This window comes from Segatella copri, from assembly GCF_026015295.1.
Classification (GTDB): Bacteria; Bacteroidota; Bacteroidia; order Bacteroidales; family Bacteroidaceae; genus Prevotella; species Prevotella copri_C.
The window spans coordinates 449397-468515 of sequence record NZ_JAPDUW010000001.1 but is presented as its reverse complement, the minus strand read 5'-3'; the positions used below and the strand labels follow the sequence as shown (position 1 = coordinate 468515).

The window sequence follows — 19119 nt, the reverse complement described above, 5'->3', positions numbered from 1 at the left end:
CACTCAAAATACAAAACATTACTTTTTATGTTGACAGATATTGAAATAGCTAAATCAGTAAAAATGCGCCCTATCAATGAAGTGGCAGCAGAACTTGGAATCCATGAAGACCAAGTGGAAAACTACGGCCGTTACATCGCTAAGATTACTACGGACAAGATTGACACCAACAAGTTTAAGAATCACCATCTCATCCTTGTTACAGCTATCAGCCCTACAAAGGCTGGTAATGGTAAGACTACGGTATCTGTAGGTCTCGCATTGGGCATGCAGAAGATTGGCAAGAAGGCTGTAGTAGCACTTCGCGAACCATCTCTGGGTCCTTGCTTTGGCATGAAGGGTGGCGCAGCAGGTGGCGGTTACGCCCAGGTTTTGCCTATGGATAAGATTAATCTCCATTTCACTGGCGATTTCCATGCCATCACAGAGGCCAACAACATGATTTCTGCCCTTCTGGACAATTACCGTTTCCAGCACGAAGCAGAGGGTTTCAAACTCAAGAAGATTCTTTGGCGTCGCGTCATGGATGTGAACGATAGAGGCTTGCGCCGCATCATCACCGGTATAGGAGATAAGAACGGCATCGAGACAGAGTCTGGTTTCGATATTACGCCAGCTTCTGAGATTATGGCTATCATGTGTTTCGCAACAAGCATCGATGATCTTCGTCGCCGTATCGATAATATCCTCCTGGGCATCACCGAGGACGACAAGCCATTTACCGTAAAGGATATGGGTGTAGGTGGCAGTATCGTAGCTCTCCTTCTCGATGCTTTGAAGCCAAATCTGGTTCAGACAACAGAGGGTACACCAGCATTTGTTCATTGCGGTCCTTTTGCCAACATTGCTCATGGCTGCAATTCCGTCATGGCTACAGCTGCTGCTCTTGAGTATGGCGACTATGCTATTACAGAGGCAGGATTCGGTGCAGATCTCGGTGCAGAGAAGTTCTATGACATCAAATGCCGCAAGACAGGTTTGCAACCAGACCTCACTGTTCTCGTTGTTACTCTCCAGGCGTTGAAGATGCATGGTGGTGTAGCTCAGGAAGATATCAAGAAGCCAAACATCGCAGGTATGGAAGCCGGTTACTGGAACCTCGACAAGCACGTAAAGAACCTGCAGAGCTTTGGTCAGACTGTAGTGATTGCATTCAACAAGTTTGCAACCGATACAGATGAAGAAATTGAAGTATTGCGCAAGCATTGCGAGGAGATGGGTTGCGGTTTCGCCGTAAACAGCGCCTTTGCCGAAGGCGGAAATGGTGCCATTGAACTTGCCAACCTCGTAGTGAAGACCATCGATGAGCGTCCATCAGCCCCTCTCTATTTTGCTTACGATGATAACGATAGCGTTGAGGAGAAGATAGAAAAGGTTGCATTCAATCTTTACGGAGCAGGCAGCGTGACATTGAGCGATTCTGCCAAGGCGATGATTGAAGAGATCAAGAAGCTGGGTGCTGAAAAGTTCCCTATCTGTATTGCCAAGACTCAGTACAGTTTCTCTACCGATGCCAAGGCATACGGTCCTACAGAAGGTTTCGAACTCCACGTTCGCGACATCACCGTAAATATGGGTGCCGAGATGATTGTAGTCATCGCTGGTCCTATCATGCGTATGCCGGGCTTACCAAAGAGCCCACAGGCTGAGCGCATTGATGTAGTAAACGGTGAGATTACTGGTCTTTCTTAAGCACTACAGATTTCACAGATTCTTATAAAAAAGCCCAGGGCGTGATGTCCTGGGCTTTTTCATTTATCTCATACTGAATTCGCAACCACAATATAACTGATTATAGAATTCATTGATTCTCAAGAGTTCACCTCGGCGATTCTGCAAACCGCCCTTCCGCCAATTCATATCCCACCATTCTACATCAGGATAAGCCTCAACGGCAAGATGACCGGCAGTATCTATCTGTTTGATATTCTTCCAGCGCGAAGATGCCAACGTGGTAGTAAGAAGGTGAAATCCATGCACCTGCGCATACTTGGCTGCATGAGAGAGGCGGAACTGAAAGCAGACAGAACAACGGCTGCCACGCTCGGGCTCATCCTCTAAACCCTTGATAACAGAAAGCCACTCCTGATGGTCATACTCATCCTCTACATAAGGTACATTCTGGGCTTCCAGGAATCGTTTCAGTTCATGTTTGCGTACATCATACTCCTGCTGAGGATAGATATTACTGTTACTGAAATATACAGTAGGCTTCATGCCATTACGAAGCATACATTCTACGATAGCCGCCGAACAAGGTGCACAACAGGCATGCAACAAGACAGCCTGACCTTCAGCCTTGCTTCCATCCGGGAGAGTAAGTTTTACGTATTTATATTGTTCTTCTACAGGAATCTTCATTGTTTTCAATGTTAAATGTAAAATTAAAATGTGAACAGCTACTTCTGATGTGAAGTATTTTCGCCTTGCTTCAAAAAAACAAATGGAGTACAATCTCACGACACCCCCCATTTGCCCAAATATATGCGAAAACTAGTGCAAAGGTACAACATTTATTCGAACCACCAAATTTTTAACACGTTTTTTTCATCACAATGGTTCAAACAGCTAACATTTAACTGTATTTTAACACTTAAACACCAGTTTTGTTATCTTTAAGAACTATAAATCACGTTTCAGCGTGATAACTGTCAGTTCAGGCCATGCGCCTAGGCGGAAAGGGAAAGAACCACCAATCCCCGATGATACATAGAGCATCTGCTCACCAATGCGGTAAGCTCCGCCCCACTCTTTGAAAGCCATGCGGGCAGGCGTCCATTTACCTATTTTCAATTGTCCGGCATGCGTATGTCCCGCCAGAGTAAGTTGTATCTTCTTACCAACTACTTCTCTGCGCCAATGGTGAGGATCATGACTCAAGAGGATTTTAAACATATCTGGATTCAACCCCTTCATCGCTTTCTTCAGATTACTGCGATTGGTGAAAGGAGGCTGACCGGGATTCTCTACGCCTATTACAGCGATAGATGCCATACCATGACTCACCACATGATGTTCGTTCATCAGCTGATGCCACCCCAGACTTTCCTGATAACCATAGAGCATACGGCGGTTTCTCTTCAAAGCGCCAATAGAATGATTGTTGCCATATTCACAATAATCATGATTTCCCCAGATAGAATAGATGCCATCTGACGCATGAAGCTGCCCCAGCGTATCCAGATAAGGCTCCACTTCGCTGGCTTGGTTATTGACCAGATCGCCCGTAAAGAGAATCATATCGGGTTCTTCATTGTTGGTCGCATCCACCACCTTCTGCACGAAATCATTGCCGGGAGGAAACGAACCGAGATGAAAGTCGGTAATCTGTACCAGACGGTAACCATCAAAATAAGGTGGCAAATCGGGCGAGGTAAAGGTAATATGTTTCAGTTCTAACCGCTTCCAACCCTCTATAAAGCCGAAGGCAAACCATCCCATTACACCCAAAGCAGGAATCAGAGCAAAGAACCAAGGAAGAAATGCATCGAACAGGATGAAGACAACCTTAGGGAATGCCGAGAAAAGTATGGTAGTAAAGAGTACACGGACTGACAACTTATGGAAGAACCCCATCTGCAACCCCACTTCGGCAAGAACAAGTAACAACGAGGGAACCCACCATAAGATGGCTAGCAGCAAAGGCCACTCACTCACCCCGATATGCCAAAGCCAGAAGTCGGGCAGGAATGCCAGAACCGACATGACTACTATATAGAATATGGATCTTAATACCTTTTTTAATACCTTCTTCATTGTTTTTCTTTATAACTGGGTACAAAGGTACGATAATTCATAGACAATACAAAATAAATTTAAATATATTTTCAATGTTTTGTTATTTGAGAAGATTGCATTATCTTTGCATAGAAAAATTAAATAAAATGGCACGACGACTAAGAAAAAAACGCATAGCAATCATATTGCTTACCTTTACAGCAATCGTAGGATGGACTACACACAGCTGTGTATCTCGCTGTACATCAGCATCAGACAAGAACAAGGCGGCAGATTCGCTCCCTAAGGTTCACATCAACGATTCCATCTCAAATGCCCTGACAGAGGGGAAGGAATATCATGAGATGGACTCGGTAATAGAAAGGTATCTCAAGAGATGGGAAATCAATGGAGCCCAACTCGTCATCACCCGCAACGACTCGCTACTCTATGCCCGCGGATTCGGAATGGCGGATAAGGAGCGAGGCATCAGAATGGAGCCTAACATGCTGATGCGCTTCGCCTCGGTATCGAAACTGATTACAGCCGTAGGTATCATGAAGTTGCAGGAAATGAAGAAACTCAAGCTGAACGAGAAGGTATTTGGCGAAAAGGGAATCCTGCGCGATACCGTTTACAACAACAGTATCAAGGACAAGCGATATTACGACATCACCATAGAACAGTTGCTGCGCCATCAGGCTGGTTTCAACAACTATGCCGGCGACCCTGTATCTTCCACCCGCTACATCATGATGCAGAACCATCTTAAGACGCCACCTGATCACCCTACCCTGCTCAAGATTCTCTTGAAGCGCCACTTGGGTTATACTCCTGGCGAAGGCAAATGCTACAGTAATCTGGGCTACATGATTCTCTCCATGATTATCGAGAAGAAGAGCGGAATGAAATATGAAAACTTCATGCAGAAATATGTTCTACACCCTGCCGGCTGCTACGACATGCACATTGCGGGAACTTACTTAAAGGACCGCAGACCTAACGAGACGAAGTACTACATGCACCAAGGCAGCATCCCTGTGTATGAATACAACAACAGTGGACGACTGGTAGAGAAATGCTATGGCGATACCGACCTCCCTCGTCTCTCGGGTGCAGGTGCCTGGTGTGGTTCGACTGCAGAGTTGAGCCGCTTTATTGCCAGCATCGATGGTTTGCCACATGTCAAGGATATCCTCAGCAAAAAGAGCATCCAGTTTATGACGCGCGAGCAAGCCGACCACCAATACTCTATCGGCTGGAACTATACACCAAAGAGCAACAAGCCATGGATTCGTACAGGTTCGCTGGCAGGCACATCAGCCATCGTCCTGAAATATCCGGATAACCAATGCTGGATTCTCATTACGAATACATCTACATGGAAGGGCCACGGCTTCTCTAACGATACAATGGCTTTCTTCGAGAAACTGAGAAAGAAATACATGGCGAATATGCCAAAGAAAGACTTGTTCTTATAAAACCAGAAAGAGGGTGAATCATTTATAAATGATTCACCCTCTTTTTATATTAATGATATGTTGTCTGAAAAGATAATTATACCTTAGAATGTATACTTCAAACCAACCTGACCACGCCAGCGGCTGTAGTATGAGCTAGGATACTTGAGAGGCATATCTGATGGGTTAGCGAACTGGAATACACCATCACCCTTGTACGTGATCGGAGAAACAAACTCGCTGTTATAACCACTACTGAAGGTACGGCCCCAATCCTTGTTCAGGAGGTTAGCCACGTTCATGATATCCAAAGTCAGTTCCAAAGCATGTACATACTTGCCTGTACGGATTCCAAACTTCTGACCGAAGTGGAAATCGAAATGACTCTCGAATGGCAAGTTATCACCATAACGCTCGAAGTACTCACCACGATGATCCTTCACATAACGAGTAGTAGCAAGCCACTGCTTCAAATTAGCACGCTGCTGCTCAGCAGTATAAGCATCTGTACCCAAGAACTGCATTTGGTCTAACTGCGCATCTGTAGGGATGAAAATCAAGTCATTACTTGTACCATTATCTCCGTTGATATCTCCACTATAAACGAGAGAGTAAGGAGAACCGCTCTGACCCTGGTAGATAAGACCTACTGTAGTGGTAAACAACTTGTTGGTTCCCCAGTTGAAGTGATAGAAAGCAGAAGCCTTCACTGTATGAGGCACATTATAACCACTATTAGCCAACTCTGGGTTGTTTGAGAAGCGATAAGTATGAGTATTACGCCAGTTGCTCTGAGCAACAGATGAGGTCATACTGCTTACAGACTCTGAGTGAGTGAATGTATAAGATGCATTCAGATCAAGACCGAACGCAAAGTGCTTAGCTGCAGACAAAGACAGGCTGTAGCTGTAGCCCTTGCTGGTATTATACATTGCATAGATGTTGGTAAACGACTTAGCATCTGCCACCTTTGTATAAACAGGACGGTTATCCCAGTTCATGTAAGAGGTCTGAGACAAGGTCTTACCAGACTCCTCATAAGCCAAGTTCTTGTAATAAACATCATTCAGACTCTTGCTGAAGATACCCTCAGCAGTCCATTCGATACCCAGGAGATTGAAATCGAAACCAAGGTTAACACGCATAGTCTGAGTGAACTTGAAATCCTTGTCAAACACATTGATCAGCTGGCTACCGGTAGCCTTCAGATTATCTGCATTCAGAGTCTGCTTGTTAGGATCCATGATGAGCTGCACAGCAGAATTATTTTTTGCAGAGTAAGAAGATGTCTGCACACCAGTATTCGTAAAGTTGTTGCTCAACCAAACGAAAGGAATACGACCAGTGAATACACCGATACCTCCACGAAGGATATATTTGCGGTTCTTCTCAATATCCCAACGGAAACCTACACGAGGGCTCCACATTGGTGTACTGGCAAGTTTCTGATTGGTCTTGAAACCATATCCCTTACCTGCTGCCCACTCATTGAATTTAGCATTCTCGGTAGGAGTATCAAAGAACAGAGGCATATCCATACGGAGACCATAGGTGAGCTGGAAGCTGTCTGTCACATCCCACTTGTCCTGTACATAGAAGCCCAACTGAGCTGCACTAAACTCTGGTGCCCAACGAGGATTACCGGTAACCTCAACATTAGCCTGCGTGAAGTAGAAGTTCTTGATATACTTACCATCACCTCCCAAGCCATCAGCTCCACAACCAGTATAATAATTCAGGAAATCGTCTGGAGTATCAAAATAATAGCATCCATAGAGATTCTGAAGGAAGAGGTTAGAGAACTTATAAAGCTCGTTATGTGTACCGAATGTCAGCGTATGATTACCCTTGAACCATGTAAAGTTATCTTCGAGCGTATAGATATCCTGATTCAATCCATTAGCCATAGAAGAATATTCATTACCGATATTCACGGTACCATTTCCTACCTTGTAAATAGTGATAGATGGAGCTGGCTGACCAGAAGTACGCGCATCACGAACACGAACGTAAGATACACGTGCCTCATTGCTCAGGTTTGGAGAGATGCGGCTCTGCAACTCTGCTGAGAAAGAATGAGTTTTAGATGTGAAATCATACAAGTGGTCGGTAGTATTCAATGTAGCAATACCACCCAGACCAAGCGTCTGCTTGGCATCTACATAGCTCCAACGAACAGAGAACTTATTGAACTCGTTGATGTTCCAATCCAACTTCAAACCAGCTTTTTGGCTCTTCACGTTCTTATCTTTATCTGCCCATGAAGTTGCATAATCATAACCCTGACGGTTAGCCAAGTCATAAATCTTAGACATCAAGTCCTTAGCCAAATCCGGATTAAACTTAACATCTGGAGAATCGATGGTATACTGAGTTGGGTACGACTTTTCTGAATTCTCATAGTTTGCGAAGAAGAAGAGTTTGTTCTTGATGATTGGACCACCGAGCGTAAATCCGAACAAAGTTTCCTTCTCATCATCATAAGGCTGAGCATAGGTACCGTCCATATTCTTATAATGACGACCTACCAAATTCTGGTTGTTCCCATAGAAATAGCCACTTCCATGGAATTCATTGGTACCGCTCTTGGTTACCGCGTTGATGGCACCACCGGTAAAACCACCCTGGCGAACATCGAAAGGAGCGATATTTACCTGAATCTGGTCAATAGTCTCCATAGAAACAGGCTGAGATCCTGCCTGACCGCCATTACTGCCATTAGCAGTAAGACCGAACACGTCGTTATTCATCACACCATCAATCTGGAATGAATTATAACGGTTGTTCATACCGGCAAATGACATAGAACCAGACTGTCCGTTTGTAGTAAGCTGTGGATTCAGGCGAGCCACATCCGCAATACTGTGCGAGATAGAAGGCATATCAGCTATCTGCTGAGCATTGATACTCATGGCCGCACCGGTCTTCGTACCATTCAGACCAGCCTTACCCGAAACAACAACCTCCTGAAGCTGCTTGGCATCTTCCTGAAGAGAGCAAGAGAGATTTTGGCTTTCACCCAAGTTCAGACTGACATTGTTGAAAACCTTGTCCTTATATCCGATATAAGAGATACTTACCTTGTAAGGACCACCTGGACGCATACCCTGAATAGTATAGCGACCATCTACATTTGTTACAGCACGATACACAGTACCAGATGGCTGGTGTGTAGCAGTAACTGTAGCACCAATAACGGTTTCGCCATTGGAAGAAATCTTACCACTAATGCCCGAAGTGGTAATCTGAGCCATTGCCGAAGTCACCACGAAGGCGAGCAAAGCCAGAAGTAGTTGCAATCTTTTCTGCATGTTGTTTAGATTCTTTTGTGAATAAATAAAGAGAGAACCGCGCACCTCGTACCGTGAGCATTCACTCTTATAAACAAATATGTTGCAAATATAAACATTATTTTTGAAACAACAAGCAAAAAACAGAGAAAAATGATAGAATATACCAAAAAGATGCAAATAAACGAAAAAAAAAGATGCACTTCCCTCGAAAAAGAGAAGTGCATCGGAATGATATTATACTAATGTATAGTACGATAGTCTACACAGATTCTGATTTCCAAAACTCACCCATTAGTTGAAAATGTAACGGATAGAGAACTGGATAGAATAGGTAGAGTTGAAGCTTGTGTAGTTGGTGAATGTCTTGGTCAAAGCCTCAGAACCATTACGCTGGAACTGGAAAGACTTTTTCTTAGAGTCATACTTCAACAAAGAACTGTTAACAACCTTCTTGTAAAGACCCCAGTTGCTATTAAGCAAGTTTGCCAGGTTCTTGATATCAACTCCAAACTGCAATGTATTGCGCTGACCAGCTACATTCATGTAGAAGTTCTGTGCAAACTTGAAGTCCAGCTGATGATGCCATGGCATCTTGGCTCCACCACGCTCAGCATACTTACCCTTGCGTCCCTTCAGGTAAGAATCCTGATTGATATAGTTCCAGAAATCATCCTTCTGCTGTTCTGCTGTATAAGTCTGCTTCTGCTTTTTAGCATCAGTATAAATATAGTCAGAGAAGTTCCAGGCATCAAGCGCCTCACGACTTGCTGGAACATAAAGCAAACTGTAAGAACCCTTATAATCGTTCACTACATTACCAGCAAAGGTATATGAGAATCTTGTTGCAGCATATGGATCATAGCCAAAATTAGTTCCCTCATATACCAAACCAACCATTGTACCGAAATGCTTAGCATAATCCTTAGAATAGCTGGCAGTAATCAGCAAACGGTTAGGAGCAACATAGTTTGCAAAACCGATTTCCTTATCATTATTGGCATTCACAGAATAACGGTTGTTCTTATAGGCAGAAGTTACCTGGTCGCCAACACCGTCACCGTATGATTTCGCCTGTGCCATGGTATAAGAAGCCGAGAGGTCGAGACCAAAGTCAAACTTCTTTGCCAAAGAGAATGTCAAAGATTCATAATGTGCCTTGTGACCAGCATTTGTAATCAAATATGGTGTCACCGATTTATTTGAACATGTAAGATAATGACGAGTATCCTCTGGACTCAAAGTAATGGTCTGCTTTCCATCCCAGTAATAGTTCTGAGTGGTAACAACAGATGGGTTGAAATCACGGCTATAGATTCCCTCAACAGAGAAATTGATATCGTATGGCAACTTCACGTCAACAGCCAGAGATGACTTCCATGTTGCATTCATCTTCAAATCCTTATCGATGATGGTTGGAGTCTGAGGTGCAGCATTTGGCTCCTTAGGCAGAGATAAGCCGCTGTCAGACAACTGCTCTGCAACAGTAGGATAGAACTTAGAAATCTCACCAAAAGTAGGAAGTGATTTAGCATCACCCTGAATATAGGAGTACTGATACTGACCACAACCCGAATTAGACACAGCAGAAACGAGCCATACGAAAGGCAAACGACCGATAAAGTATCCGGTACCACCACGGAGTACGACCTTCTGATTGCCGAGAACATCCCAGTTGAAACCTACACGAGGAGAAACTGTGACAGGAGCATCAGGCAACTGATCTGTTGTATAGCTTACTTCAGAACCATCAGCCATCTTGAACTTCAGGTCAGCAAACTTAGCATTATAATTGTTCTTCAACTCAGGATAGAAAGGAGCCTCCATACGGATACCGGCAGTCATGCGGAATCTGTCAGAGAAGTTAATCTGATCCTGTACATACGCTGAGAACTGATTATACTTCATTTTAGCATGGAAAGGTTCTGTACCATTGAACGGATAGGTAATACCATAGGCAAAAGGCTGACCTCCAGCCATGAATTCATCTAATGAATTATAAACATAGTAACCATTCATGGCAGCACCGAATCCATTCAGAGCCTCATTGGTTTCATACTGAACACCAGCCAGGAAATTGTGCTTTCCAATCATGAAAGAAGCCTCATCGGTGGCAACGAAAGTCTTCACCTGAGCTAAGTTTCCGGCAGTAAAGACATCAGGACCGAATGAGAGATAATCTGAGCCGTTCTGCAAAATATCTACTGTAGGGAACACACCACCTGTGTAAGAACGAGGCTCATCCTGAAAAGAGTATGTCAAACGTAAAGCATTGTTGACGATGCCCCACTTTGAGTTCCATTCTGCAGCAAAAGAGGTAAAGTTGCGGTCTTTGCAATAACGCGCACTTTCAAAATACATCGCTGAATTAGAAGTACGATTACCCTTGCCTGCAGAAATTCCTTCACCTCCCAAATAGAGTGCGTTGGTTGTGAATGGACTGGTTGAAGAAGAAGGAGCATTAGAATCCTTTGAATGTGAACGAGAGAAACGGAAATTCAACTTGTTTGTCTCATTGATATTCCAATCCAAACGTGCCAAAATCTTGTAGGCAGGAGTATCCAATGAATAGCCCTGATAACGGCCTGGGTTATATCCATACTTGCTAGAAAGGAAATTTGTCAATGTACTGATATCACCTACTGTAGGGCGATGTACTGTACCAGAAGAGAAGTTCCATGCATCGTTTTCTGAAGCACGAGCCACAGCCGAAGGGCCAGCAGCCATCTGAACTTCATATTCACCATTTACGAAGAAGAACAACTTATCCTTGATGATAGGACCACCAACAGTTGCACCCCAAGTAGTAGTATGAGACTGAAGACGGGTCAACTCGTAATCATCCACCTTGTTACCTTTAAGATGAGAATTGGTAGTATACATATAAGCAGAACCCTTATACTGATTGGTACCGCTCTTGGTAACTGCATTAATAGCACCACCAGTGAAACCACTCATACGGACATCAAAAGGAGATGAAGATACAGAAATCTGATCCAATGCATCAAGTGAGATTGGTGAGCCATTACCAGGAAGGTTAGAACCGATACCAAAAGCATTGTTGAATGCTGCACCATCTACAGTTACATAGCTCTGACGGAAGTTACCACCACCAACAGAGAAACCACCTACGGTAGAAGCCTGTGGGGTCAACTTCAAGAGGTCGTTCATGCTACGTGAAACGGTAGGAATTGCCTCAATGTGTGTTGCATCAATACTTGTTGTTGCACCAGCACGGTCGGTGCGCATGTTGTTGTTACGATTGGCTACAACTACCACGTCTTCCAACTGAGCTGCATCCTCAGCCAAAGTCTCGTTCAAGACTGTATTCTGACCAAGAGAAAGAGAAATGCCCTTTACCTGCTTGTTCTTGTAACCCACGTAGGTTACTTCCAGAACATAAGGTCCACCCGGACGCATACCCTGAATAGAATAACGACCATCCATGTTGGTCACTGCACGATAGACTGTACCAGAAGGTTGGTGAACAGCCTTGATTGTTGCGCCAATGACGTCTTCGCCATTAGCTGTAATTTTACCACTAACGCTAGATGTGGTAATCTGCGCCATGGCTGTGGTTACCATAAAGGCCAGCAAAGCCACTAATAAATGCAATCTTTTCTGCATACCTTTTATTATATAAAATTATTAAAACTTGGGGATATGACCCCCTCTTATATTGTTATCGGTTGCAAAAGTAATAAAAAAATTGCTTTTATTTGTTACAAAAGCATGAAAAATAGTGTTTTATAACATAAAAAAAATCTGCGTTAAGCAAATAACGCAGATTTCCTTTAATTTGTTATTTATAACGGGGGTTTGCTTATAGTTTTTTCGGGGCTAAAAGCGGGGGACTGAGCTTTTATGACAGGCGATGGAATCGCTTGGAACGGAGGCTAGGTGCCTTACTCCTTTCGCTGCCAGATGCTCATCACCTTGCGACGGATGGCTACGATGTTCAGGATAGAAACTATCAGGAACAGGAGCAGACCTAGGGCGATGGCTGGGAGCATGGTGCCCTCGTCGATATCAGGGAAGAGGGTTTCGATGAAGCCCATGTAGTAATCGCGAAGGAAGAAGAGGATAATCCACGCGATGATGAGTACCACGATGTTCAGCGCGATGGTGAGCACTTGATATGGCTTTGCTACATTGTTCGGACTGTAACCTATCAGAAGAAGATTCTCTAACTTAGAAGAATTCTTCTGAACCAGCAGATAGATGCTGAGCATCAGAATATAGAAACTCAAAACAGAGATAACCAAACCGATAATCATCACCATCGATACCATCATGCGGAGGAAATAGGTAGTCTTCTCTGCATCCAGCTTATCTGTCTCTACTTCATAACCGTTATCATCCAGGTATTTGGTGATGTTCTCGTCTCCCGGGTTACCTACCTCTACGATGAGACGGTTAGGATCGCTCTTCTGGTTTGGCGCAAATTCCTGGTTACTCCAGTCCATGAATGCCTGAGGAACGAGGATGGTGTTGAGTCGCGAAGAGAAACCGATTACCTTTCCCTTGAACTGCTCTTTCTTGCCACCAGCCTGAATCTGGATATTGAAATCAATCATGCCCATCAGTCCATCGCTGATTTTAGGAAGCGAATGACTCTGGGCGAAACCGAAGTTATACATATTAATATAGGTACGCGGGAGGATGATTGGCACCTCCTGAGTTCCCGGCGTATATTTCCAGTCCTTGAGCGGCACATCAACAAAACCGTCAGGCACACTCTCGAAGAAGAGTTCGCTGTTCAGAACGTTCACGCCGTTTACACCCATCTGGGCATCTACCTTATATTCAGTAGAGGTGAATTTTCCTATCTTCTTTACAAACTTCTGGTCACCGATTTCATCGATTTCAGAACCCGAGAAGGTATTGGAACGGCCGCTGATGGTATTTCCCATACCTATCTTCTTGCTCATGATGAGGTAGTCGGCTTTCATGAAACTGTCTTGCTGAGTGAAGACAGGCAGCACGTCTTTATAAAACTGAAAGCCGAAAAGAACGATGAGCATACCGAAGAGATTGGCGAAGGCAAAGCCCGCAAACTGAGGTATGCTGATATGCTGACGCAATAATTTCCAAACCAAATTCATAATCTAAATATATGTTCATAGTTTAAGTCCATGTGCTTACCGATACTGGTTACGATGACGCCAGCCCCCTGCTCCTTCGCTTCGGTCATCATGATATCTGCCATGATGCGCGAATTGTTGTCGTCGAGGTGACTGATAGGCTCATCAGCCAGAATGAAGTCGAAAGGCTGACAGAGCGCACGCATCATTGCCACACGCTGCTGCTGCCCGAACGACATTCTGCCGATTTTGGCATCTACCTTATCAGCAATACCGAGCATATCAAACCATTTAAGAATCTGCTCACGCGTCTTGAATCCGGTTATTTTGTTCTTAATTTCTACATTCTCCAGGGCAGTAAGCTCAGGGAAGAGACGGAGTTCCTGAAAGAGATGGCTGATGTGACGCTTGCGCATCTCTACCCAGTCTTTCACCTTATAGTTGGCGGTAACATCATTGTCGAACATCACGCTTCCGCTGTAGTCGTGACGATAGCCGAGCACATAGCTGCAGAAAGTACTCTTTCCGCTGCCACTCTCTGCCTCGATAAGATAAAGATGACCTTTCTCGAAGGTAACATCCTGCTTCCATATCTCCGAATCCAGGTCGTTGCGCTGGGCAAAAACCTGTGGGAGAACGGAATGAAGCTGAATCTTTTCCACTTTTTTTATGTTTAATGTTTAATCTTTTACCTTTAAAGTATAGACCACCGAAGTAAGATTTCCGAAGACTGGGGTGAGAAGACCGGTTACGGTAGAGATGGCATCATCCTTGCCCGAGCCGTCACTACCAGAACTCTTGGCGAGATTGATGACCATTGCCAGTTTCTGACCGACGATGAGTTTCTGAATCTTTGCATCTATCGGATGATTACTTGGTTTCACGGCATATTGCGCCATCAGCTGGTCGCTTCCGCTAAAGAACTGCTTGTCATCCGTCACACCGAAATAGAACGAGGTCTTGCCGTCGGTATAGAAGTAAGCATTCTTTCCCCAATTGGCTATCTTCGCACCAGCCGGACATGAAGTTTTCCAATAATCAACATCACCCAACCACTTGGCATGCGACAGTTTAGCAGCCATCGTCATCTGCATATTGTTATCCGTAAGCGAAGGCATCACGATAGCCATATCTCCATCCACACTACGGATGATATTATCCATGTCGATAGCCTGGTTGATACCCATCAGGAGGGTCTGAAGGCTGCGGTTGCTCTGCATCATCGGCAGGAACTGCTCGCCCTTTACGTTCATGAAGATACCCGCCAGGGCATCAGCAGGCATCGACTTAACGTAGCTGCCTTTAATCGGACGATAGGTTTGAGCCGCCTTCTTCAGGGCCTCATCTATTTCTTTATTAAAGGAGAAGGTTTCTCCCTTCACCTGCAGGATACCGTCTTTCACGTCCATCTCAGCAGCAATCACTACCTGCGAAGGGTCGGTATCTTTAGGAGTACCAAGGGTAAACGGAGCTACGAACTTCTCCGGCAGCGCCTGAGCCTGAGCCACCATAGCCATAGGCGAAGTGATGGTTTCCAGACGTTCAAACATAGGCGATGCGGTAATACCTTCGTCCTCATCAGCCTTCAGATATTTCACCATCTGCTGCTGGAGGTGGGCCTGCGCATCGGCTACAACCGGTCCCATAACGAGGAGTGCCTGATCAGAAAAGCCGATCAGCCACGAATTTTTCAATACAGAGAAATGAAAGCCTTTGCGCTCCTTCACCTCTGTAGCGATATGCTGTTTGGCAAGCGAAGCAAGCCAGTCTTCTACATCGCCCTCATCGCTCACCTTGGCACAAAGTCCGAGGTTGCCATCAGCACTCTCAAAGAGGAATATCTTCTCTGAGATGTCGATGCCACACTTCGATGCATCCTCAACGTGCAGCAGAGACTTTAGCATTCCCGCCTTGTCTTCATCGCTTTTGCCGGATGCCATCTGCTGCATGTCAACAGAGATGAGCGCAGTACTTTTCTTTGGAATGGCATTGAGATAGTCAGTGCCCGAGCATGAGCTCAGCAATCCCAATACGACAGCCAAGCACATGAACATCAAACTCTTATACAATCTTTTCATCACACTAGTAAATATTATAAAGCTCTTGCCAGATGGCACATGTTGACAGCCACCAATCCTGCTGTTTCCGTACGGAGGCGACTGGTGCCAAGCGAAACACTCTCATATCCGTTTTCCAGGGCCAGTCTCACCTCATCGATAGAGAAATCGCCCTCAGGTCCTACCAGCACGGTGATGTCATCAGTACCCTCCTGGGCTGCTCCGGCAGAATCATCAGCTGGACATGACTTGGAAATCTCGGCAAAAAAGTCTTTCTTTTCTATCTCCTCATAACAATGGCAGATAAACTTTCTGCCATTGCGGGGAGTAGTAATAAAATCTTTAAAGTTCTGCAGTTCGTTGACCACAGGTTTCCAAGCCTTGTGGCTCTGCTTGACGGCAGAAACCACAATCTTGTCTATGCGGTCTATGCGGATGACCTTGCGTTCAGAGAACTTGCAGTTGAGGAAAGAGATTTCATCAAAGCCGATTTCCGTAGCCTTCTCTGCCATCCATTCAATGCGGTCCATCATCTTTGTCGGGGCGATGGCCAGGTGAATGTGTCCGCGCCAGGCAGGCTGCTGCGGCATAACCTCCTTCACCTCATAGATGCACCGTTTGTTGGTAGCCAGCGAAACTTCTGCACGGTAGAACACCCCCTTGCCATCCATCAGGAACAATTCGTCCCCCGTCTGGATACGCAAAACCCTGAGTGCATGAGTAGCCTCTTCCTGAGGCAGTTCTGTCTGTGTAGCCGCATCTGGCACATAGAAAAATCTAACTTCTTTCATTTCCTCTTATTGTTACTTTTTCTTCTTAATTTTCTGTTATTCCGTAAGAATATTCTTTAATTATTCACTTTTTTTGCCTTTGCGGCGCTCTATCTCATCGCGAATGGCTGAGGCAGTTTCGTAATCTTCTTCATTAATGGCACAATCCAATGCTTTTTCGAGCATCTGGTCTGGCAAAGCCGAAATAGGTACCGCACAAGAAGCCGAACTCATATCATTTTTATTAAAAGGAGTAGAAATTTCCTTTATAACCAGCTCTGTTGTATACATTTCTATATCCGCAGCCACAGACAGCAACACAGCCTGGTCAGTCTTGATGCTCATACGTTCATTTGTGATTTTATTCACAAGAGTAGCATATACTCCCCTCTCTGGCGTAGCATCGAATTCGAGATAGAAATCGTCTACATTTTGCCTGTCAAATAGTGTCCAAAGTACAGAGACCACATCATTTTTAAAATCAGAAGTTTTCGAATTACATGCCTTCAGCTGCTCTGCTACATATTCATTAGTCATAATAGACAAAGCTCTTTTTTCGGATTCGTCTACCAAACTAATAATACATGTCCCGGAAGCTTCCGGAATGCCAAAGCAGGCAGCGAGTTTAAGTTTGTACAACATCATTATGTACCCTTTCTTTATTTAAATTTATTTATATTCTTACGTAATATTCTGTTTTTACTCTCGCGTTGAGTATGACCTTTTTCTTCCTTATTTCTGTTCTTTCTTCGGACGGAAAAGGACAGCAAAGGCTACAGCTACCACGAGCGCATAACCAGCAAAGATGAACCAGCAGGTTTTCCAGTCACCCATCAGGTAGCCATCATCTGTCCAGTGGCAGTAATGGTTGATGACCATACCTGCGAGAATGGTTCCGATAGATGCTCCCAGACCGTTGGTCATCAGCATGAACAGTCCCTGAGCCGATGCTCTTACCTTCACATCACATTTCTGGTCTACAAACAGACCGCCCGACACATTGAAGAAGTCGAAGGCTACACCGTAAACGATGCATGAGAGAATGAAGAAGGTAACACCCGGGAATGCAGGATTGCCCAATCCGAAGAAACCGAATCGCAAAACCCATGCCATCATGGCGATGAGCATCACAACCTTGATGCCATAACGCTTCAGGAAGAACGGAATGAGAAGGATGCAGAGCGCCTCGGCCACCTGAGAGATGGATACCAGGAGCGTAGCATTGTTAGCTGCAAAGGTATCAAGCATGGCAGGATCGCCCTTGAAACTGGTAATGAACGGAGTGGCATAGCCATTGGTTACCTGCAGACTCATACCGAGCATGCAAGAGAAGATGAAGAACATCGCCATCTCGCGGCTCTTGAAGAGTTTGAAGGCATCGAAACCCCATGTCTCTACCCAGCTCTTTGTCTCTTTCTTCACGATAGGACAGGCTGGCAATGAGAAGCAATAGAGGAAGAGAAGAATGCTGAGCACACCCGAAACCAGGAACTGATAATGGGTATACTGGAACTTATGGGCGTTCTCGCTCAACAGGAACGAGAATGAACCGTTGTCCCAGGTAGCACAGTTCACAATCCACATCGTGAGGATGAAGCCCACGGTTCCGAACACACGGATTGGCGGAAAAGCCTTCACGGTGTCGAGCCCGTTGCTCTTCAATATACTGAATGCCGAAGTATTTGACAATGCCAATGTAGGCATATAGAAAGCCACGCTGAAGGTGTAAACGGCAATAAACATTGCCTCATTAGGAGTCTGACTAGCCTGCCCCATACCGAACAGACCTATCATAGCTGCTCCTGCCAAAAGGTGACAATAGCCCAAAAGACGTTGCGGCTGGATATACTTATCTGCCACAATACCCATCAATGTAGGCATAAAAATAGATACGATTCCCTGGATGGTATAGAACCAGGAAATCTCGGCACCCATCCCAGCCTTGCCGAGATAGTTGCCCATAGACGTGAGATAAGCTCCCCAAACTGCAAACTCCAGGAAGTTCATCACTGCTAGGCGTACTTTCAGATTCATAGTTTAATGTCTTTTATTATAAAATATTAGCTGCAAAGATACAAATTTTCGGGTAAAAAGCACACGATTTTGAAGATTATCCGCATGAAAGCTAGTATATTTAACAAATTATGTGTATTTTTGCAGCCGATTTCAACAGATATAAGAGAAAAATAATATAGAAACAACAGATATGTTAGTAAAATTTTTCCTCACGTGCAATAAAATCGGGGCTTTCACGCTAGGTGGAGGCTACGCCATGATACCGATCATGGAACAGGAATTTGTAGACAAGAACAAGTGGATGAACAAACAGGAGTTCATGGATATCATGGTAGTGGCTCAGACCACTCCGGGCATCTTCGCCATCGACATGGCGAGTCATATCGGCTATAAGCTGAAGGGAGTCTGGGGAGGCATTGTGGGTGCCATTGGCATCGCCCTGCCTTCTATCATCGCCATTCTCATCATCGCCATGTTCTTCCAGCATTTCAAGGACAATTATTGGGTGGGTAAGTTCTTTATGGGTGTGCGCCCTGCCGTGGTAGCGCTTATTGCTGCGCCTTGCTTCAAGATGGCAAAGACGGCAAACATCAACCGCTACAACATCTGGATTCCCGTTGTCTGCTGTCTGCTGATTGCAGCTTTCGGCATCTCCCCTATCTACATCATCATCGCAGCCGGTGTGCTGGGATGGCTCTATGGAAAGGTAAAAAAGTAAAAAGGTA

The 19119-nt window shown here is 44.8% G+C and carries 13 protein-coding genes; 3 read left to right on the top strand and 10 right to left on the bottom strand.

Annotated elements, in window-relative coordinates; all coding sequences use genetic code 11:
- Window positions 1-27: 27 nt before the first annotated feature.
- The gene (locus ONT18_RS01800) at window positions 28-1692 is read left to right on the top strand and encodes a formate--tetrahydrofolate ligase (RefSeq protein ID WP_153114254.1); all 1665 of its coding nucleotides are present in this window, start codon (window positions 28-30) and stop codon (window positions 1690-1692) included.
- Window positions 1693-1755: 63 nt separating this feature from the next.
- Here the strand turns inward: ONT18_RS01800 and ONT18_RS01795 are convergent, their stop codons facing one another.
- Together ONT18_RS01795 and ONT18_RS01790 are read right to left on the bottom strand one after the other, a co-directional pair.
- The gene (locus ONT18_RS01795; protein ID WP_264903792.1) at window positions 1756-2361 is read right to left on the bottom strand and encodes an epoxyqueuosine reductase QueH; all 606 of its coding nucleotides are present in this window, start codon (window positions 2359-2361) and stop codon (window positions 1756-1758) included.
- A 261-nt stretch (window positions 2362-2622) separates the two neighbouring features.
- Window positions 2623-3756, bottom strand: a complete 1134-nt coding sequence (locus tag ONT18_RS01790) for a metallophosphoesterase (protein ID WP_118199996.1) — start codon at window positions 3754-3756, stop codon at window positions 2623-2625.
- Window positions 3757-3884: 128 nt separating this feature from the next.
- Here ONT18_RS01790 and ONT18_RS01785 point away from each other — a divergent pair, with 128 nt between their 5' ends.
- On the top strand, window positions 3885-5198 hold the full coding sequence (locus ONT18_RS01785) for a serine hydrolase domain-containing protein (protein ID WP_264903791.1): 1314 nt from the start codon (window positions 3885-3887) through the stop codon (window positions 5196-5198).
- Window positions 5199-5281: 83 nt separating this feature from the next.
- Here the strand turns inward: ONT18_RS01785 and ONT18_RS01780 are convergent, their stop codons facing one another.
- From ONT18_RS01780 to ONT18_RS01745, 8 genes are all read right to left on the bottom strand, one after another.
- Window positions 5282-8488, bottom strand: coding sequence for a TonB-dependent receptor (locus ONT18_RS01780; RefSeq protein ID WP_264903790.1), 3207 nt, complete (start codon window positions 8486-8488; stop codon window positions 5282-5284).
- A gap of 273 nt (window positions 8489-8761) precedes the next feature.
- On the bottom strand, window positions 8762-12094 hold the full coding sequence (locus tag ONT18_RS01775; RefSeq protein ID WP_117692595.1) for a TonB-dependent receptor: 3333 nt from the start codon (window positions 12092-12094) through the stop codon (window positions 8762-8764).
- A gap of 278 nt (window positions 12095-12372) precedes the next feature.
- On the bottom strand, window positions 12373-13572 hold the full coding sequence (locus ONT18_RS01770) for an FtsX-like permease family protein (RefSeq protein WP_117692597.1): 1200 nt from the start codon (window positions 13570-13572) through the stop codon (window positions 12373-12375).
- Window positions 13569-14213 carry an ATP-binding cassette domain-containing protein gene (locus ONT18_RS01765; RefSeq protein WP_117692599.1) on the bottom strand — a complete coding sequence of 215 codons (645 nt, stop codon included), beginning with the start codon at window positions 14211-14213 and terminating at the stop codon, window positions 13569-13571. Before ONT18_RS01765 ends, ONT18_RS01770 begins: the two co-directional genes overlap by 4 nt.
- Window positions 14214-14231: 18 nt before the next feature.
- Complete coding sequence (locus ONT18_RS01760; RefSeq protein WP_264903789.1) at window positions 14232-15629, bottom strand: DUF4836 family protein; 1398 nt, start codon at window positions 15627-15629, stop codon at window positions 14232-14234.
- Between the two features lie 14 nt (window positions 15630-15643).
- On the bottom strand, window positions 15644-16399 hold the full coding sequence (locus tag ONT18_RS01755; protein WP_153118173.1) for a 16S rRNA (uracil(1498)-N(3))-methyltransferase: 756 nt from the start codon (window positions 16397-16399) through the stop codon (window positions 15644-15646).
- Between the two features lie 60 nt (window positions 16400-16459).
- On the bottom strand, window positions 16460-17023 hold the full coding sequence (locus ONT18_RS01750) for a UvrB/UvrC motif-containing protein (RefSeq protein WP_264903788.1): 564 nt from the start codon (window positions 17021-17023) through the stop codon (window positions 16460-16462).
- Between the two features lie 87 nt (window positions 17024-17110).
- The gene (locus tag ONT18_RS01745; RefSeq protein ID WP_118062930.1) at window positions 17111-18412 is read right to left on the bottom strand and encodes an MFS transporter; all 1302 of its coding nucleotides are present in this window, start codon (window positions 18410-18412) and stop codon (window positions 17111-17113) included.
- Window positions 18413-18584: 172 nt separating this feature from the next.
- Here ONT18_RS01745 and ONT18_RS01740 point away from each other — a divergent pair, with 172 nt between their 5' ends.
- Window positions 18585-19112, top strand: a complete 528-nt coding sequence (locus ONT18_RS01740; RefSeq protein WP_117727047.1) for a chromate transporter — start codon at window positions 18585-18587, stop codon at window positions 19110-19112.
- Window positions 19113-19119: the final 7 nt, after the last annotated feature.

Coding starts and splice junctions, on each gene's coding strand:
- ONT18_RS01800 (WP_153114254.1), top strand. CDS start 28: ATGTTGACAGATATTGAAATAGCTAAATCAGTAAAAATGCGCCCTATC.
- ONT18_RS01795 (WP_264903792.1), bottom strand. CDS start 2,361: ATGAAGATTCCTGTAGAAGAACAATATAAATACGTAAAACTTACTCTC.
- ONT18_RS01790 (WP_118199996.1), bottom strand. CDS start 3,756: ATGAAGAAGGTATTAAAAAAGGTATTAAGATCCATATTCTATATAGTA.
- ONT18_RS01785 (WP_264903791.1), top strand. CDS start 3,885: ATGGCACGACGACTAAGAAAAAAACGCATAGCAATCATATTGCTTACC.
- ONT18_RS01780 (WP_264903790.1), bottom strand. CDS start 8,488: ATGCAGAAAAGATTGCAACTACTTCTGGCTTTGCTCGCCTTCGTGGTG.
- ONT18_RS01775 (WP_117692595.1), bottom strand. CDS start 12,094: ATGCAGAAAAGATTGCATTTATTAGTGGCTTTGCTGGCCTTTATGGTA.
- ONT18_RS01770 (WP_117692597.1), bottom strand. CDS start 13,572: ATGAATTTGGTTTGGAAATTATTGCGTCAGCATATCAGCATACCTCAG.
- ONT18_RS01760 (WP_264903789.1), bottom strand. CDS start 15,629: ATGAAAAGATTGTATAAGAGTTTGATGTTCATGTGCTTGGCTGTCGTA.
- ONT18_RS01755 (WP_153118173.1), bottom strand. CDS start 16,399: ATGAAAGAAGTTAGATTTTTCTATGTGCCAGATGCGGCTACACAGACA.
- ONT18_RS01750 (WP_264903788.1), bottom strand. CDS start 17,023: ATGATGTTGTACAAACTTAAACTCGCTGCCTGCTTTGGCATTCCGGAA.
- ONT18_RS01745 (WP_118062930.1), bottom strand. CDS start 18,412: ATGAATCTGAAAGTACGCCTAGCAGTGATGAACTTCCTGGAGTTTGCA.
- ONT18_RS01740 (WP_117727047.1), top strand. CDS start 18,585: ATGTTAGTAAAATTTTTCCTCACGTGCAATAAAATCGGGGCTTTCACG.